The 3,437-nt window shown below is 41.0% G+C and carries 3 protein-coding genes and 1 tRNA gene; 3 read left to right on the plus strand and 1 reads right to left on the minus strand.

Annotated features, from left to right (window positions below; genetic code table 11):
• Nucleotides 1-312 precede the first annotated feature (312 nt).
• Complete coding sequence (locus tag B2Y23_RS13120) at nt 313-1,494, minus strand: S1C family serine protease (protein ID WP_291356058.1); 1,182 nt, start codon at nt 1,492-1,494, stop codon at nt 313-315.
• A 170-nt stretch (nt 1,495-1,664) separates the two neighbouring features.
• On the opposite strand from B2Y23_RS13120, the gene B2Y23_RS13125 reads away from it, so the two are divergent.
• The 3 genes from B2Y23_RS13125 to B2Y23_RS13135 all read left to right on the plus strand — a co-directional run bounded on the left by B2Y23_RS13125 (nt 1,665) and on the right by B2Y23_RS13135 (nt 3,437).
• Complete coding sequence (locus B2Y23_RS13125) at nt 1,665-2,423, plus strand: Nif3-like dinuclear metal center hexameric protein (RefSeq protein WP_291356060.1); 759 nt, start codon at nt 1,665-1,667, stop codon at nt 2,421-2,423.
• Between the two features lie 153 nt (nt 2,424-2,576).
• On the plus strand, nt 2,577-3,203 hold the full coding sequence (locus B2Y23_RS13130) for a superoxide dismutase (protein ID WP_291356062.1): 627 nt from the start codon (nt 2,577-2,579) through the stop codon (nt 3,201-3,203).
• Between the two features lie 158 nt (nt 3,204-3,361).
• Nucleotides 3,362-3,437, plus strand: a tRNA-Asn gene (locus B2Y23_RS13135).

A 3,437-nucleotide genomic window follows, 5' to 3' on the forward strand; every position in this document is an offset into this window, starting at 1 on the left:
GCCCAGGTTGGAGAGCCAAATACAAAAAAGCCCGCAGCATTAAAGCGGGCTTTTTTTTTGCCTGAATAATTTATAACTGTTTAAATCATTCGCTAAATTAACCATCCTAATTTCCCTTTTTTAAATCTAACCTGTAAGTATCGATCTAATACCAAGTTGTATATCACAACCAAGTCATACTATTCATCATCATGAATTTTTAAGCTATTTTTGAAAATTTATAGTGAAACAGAATAAGCCATAAAAAAAGCGCACCGAAATGCGCTTTTGATTCGTTTACCCATTTAAAGCTGGATAAATATCACAATCGTTTTATTGCTGAGGTAAAGGAATATATTGTGAATTATTATTCTGTGCTTTACGTTCAGCCACGACCACATTCAGGCTTAATGGTTTCTCATCTCGAACCACTTCAACTTTGATGGTGCTGTTCGGCGCTTGCAAGGCTACATAATTAATCAAGTGAGAAGCAGAAGTAATGGGTTCCCCATTAACCTGAATAATTTTATCACCCTTTTTAATTCCCGCCTTGGCTGCCGGACCATGAGGAAGCACATCTGCAACGACTACACCATTCTGCTTAGGTTCAAGAATATTGTCCTGTTGCACTGGCATAAGGCTAATGCCCAACCAGCCACGAACCACACGGCCGTCTTTCAGAATTGAATTCAGAATTTGCTGACACACTTTCGCAGGAATGGCAAAACCAATCCCCAGTGAACCGCCTGATTGAGAGAAAATGGCCGTATTCACACCAATCAGATTACCCGCCACGTCAATCAGCGCTCCACCCGAGTTCCCTGGATTAATCGCTGCATCGGTTTGAATGAAGTCCTCATAGGTATTAATACCCAAATCTGAACGGTTGGTGGCAGAAATAATCCCCTGTGTCACCGTTTGCCCTACACCGAACGGGTTACCAATCGCCAGCACCACGTCTCCGACTTCATTGCCACTGAGTTTAAATGGCAAAACCGGCAGTTTGTCGAGTTCGATCTTAATCACAGCAAGATCAGAATCCGGGTCTGTACCAATCACTTTAGCCACTGCACGACGTCCATCATTCAAGCCCACTACAATCTGTTCAGCCTGAGCAATCACATGGTTGTTAGTTAAAATATAACCATCTGAACGAACAATAACACCTGAACCCAGGCTGTTTTCATTTTGTTCCTGATCAAATTGTTCAGGGGCCTGATCACCAAAAAATTCACGAAATGCAGGATCATTTAACAAGGGATGCTCTGCTTTGTTCACTTTCTGGGTAGTAAAAATATTCACCACCGCAGGAGCAGCCACCTTCACAGCAGTACTATAAGACTCGACCGCACCTGCTCTGTTGGTATTGACTAAAGGCTCGACTTTTTCTCTGGGCATCTTTATACCGTCAGACGCCACAGGGGCTTGTGGCTTCTGGGAATGTTGCCAAACAAGAAAACCGAGAGTGACCAAAATAAGTAAAACCCAAGGTAACCATGTAAAGGTGCGGCGCACGTTAATTTCCTCTAACAATATTTTAATTCGTTGATGACTAAGTAATTTATCTGCCATTGTAAAATGAAATACAGCAGGAAACATAAAAATAATTCAGAGTTTTGTGCTGCTTTAGTTACAATTCAAACTATGTTTTGATGACCTTAAATATAGAGGCTTTTGGGAAATTTATGGCAAAGCTCAACCAGATTATTCAGTGGTGTGATCAAACCCTGAAATCACACGAATTTAAAGACTATGCACCAAATGGCTTGCAAATAGAAGGCAGACCGGACATCAATAAAATTTTGTGTGCTGTTACCGCATCTCAGGATGCTATTGAGGCAGCAATTGAACAAAATGCGGATATGCTGTTGGTCCATCACGGCTATTTCTGGAAAGGGGAACCCTACCCGATTACCGGCATGCGCGGTAAACGTATCAAAAGTCTGATTCAGCATGATATCTCGCTAGTGGGCTATCACTTACCATTAGATAGCCACCCCACTTTAGGTAATAATGCGGCAATTGCCGATCTATTAGCATTAGAAAATATTGAAGCCTTAGACCCAAGCGAACGCAACCCGATTGGCAATATTGGTTATTTAAAACAACCTGTGTCTGCTGCAGAATTTAAGCTGTATGTGTCTCAGCGTTTAGATTTTAATGCCATTCATCTTCCTGCCGATAAAACATCAATCCAGAAAATCGGTTTCTGTACCGGTGGTGCACAAGATTTTATTGGCAAAGCGGCTGAGCAAAATTGTGATGCGTATATTTCTGGTGAAGTCAGTGAACGTACTTTTTACGAAGCGAAAGAATTGAATGTTCACTATTATGCTTGCGGGCATCATGCAACCGAGCGTTATGGCGTACAACGCCTGGCAAAAGCTATTTCAGAACAGTTCGATATTGAGTATAGTTACTTCGAATTAAACAATCCGATTTAATTCGACTGACGGTTATGATCAGCGGCTTTATTCATATATTTTCAGGCTTTATTCTGTATTGTTATTTATACACGATGCCCATTTCTGCCCGATTATCTATTACAATAAAGCCACTTATTGTTAAAACCCAGCAAAATGCAAGGAATTGAAAACATGACAACCATTACTTTACCAGCATTACCTTATGGCTACGAAGATCTTGCCCCACACATCAGCAAAGAAACTTTAGAATACCATCATGACAAACACCACAATACGTATGTGGTTAACCTGAATAACCTGATCGCTGGTACTGAGCTTGAAGGCAAAACTCTAGAAGAAATTATTACAGCAACTGCTGGTGATGCTGCTAAAGTGGGCGTATTCAACAACGCTGCTCAAGTTTGGAACCACACGTTCTACTGGAACTGTATGGCTAAAAACGGCGGCGGTAAAGCAACTGGTACTTTGGCTGCAAAAATTGACGAAGCTTTTGGTTCTTACGAAAAATTTGCTGAAGAATTTGCTGCTGCTGCAACCACTCAATTCGGTTCAGGTTGGGCTTGGTTAGTGGCTGACGAAGTAAACGGCCAGCTTTCAATCATGAAAACTTCAAATGCTGATACGCCAATGGCACACGGTAAAATTGCAGTGTTGACGATTGACGTTTGGGAACATGCTTACTACATCGACTACCGTAATGCTCGTCCTAAATATATCTCTACTTTCCTAGAAAGCCTAGTGAACTGGGATTATGCTAATGCAAAATATGCTGGCCAAGAAGCTGGTGTAGAAAAATAAAATTTGAAATAAATTTTATTTATTGCATAAAAAACCACCCTTTAAGGGTGGTTTTTTTATTTTTAATGCTTAAATGAATATTTATAAAGCAAATGATTCATTTCTTTACATTATCTGGTTGACGACTTCAGTTTTCATCCCTAAAATGCGCTTCAGATTCTCCAATAGCTCAGTCGGTAGAGCGACGGACTGTTAATCCGCAGGTCCCTGGTTCGAGCCCAGGTTGGAGAGCCA

This window comes from Acinetobacter sp. UBA5934 (assembly GCF_002430855.1).
Classification (GTDB): Bacteria; Pseudomonadota; Gammaproteobacteria; order Pseudomonadales; family Moraxellaceae; genus Acinetobacter.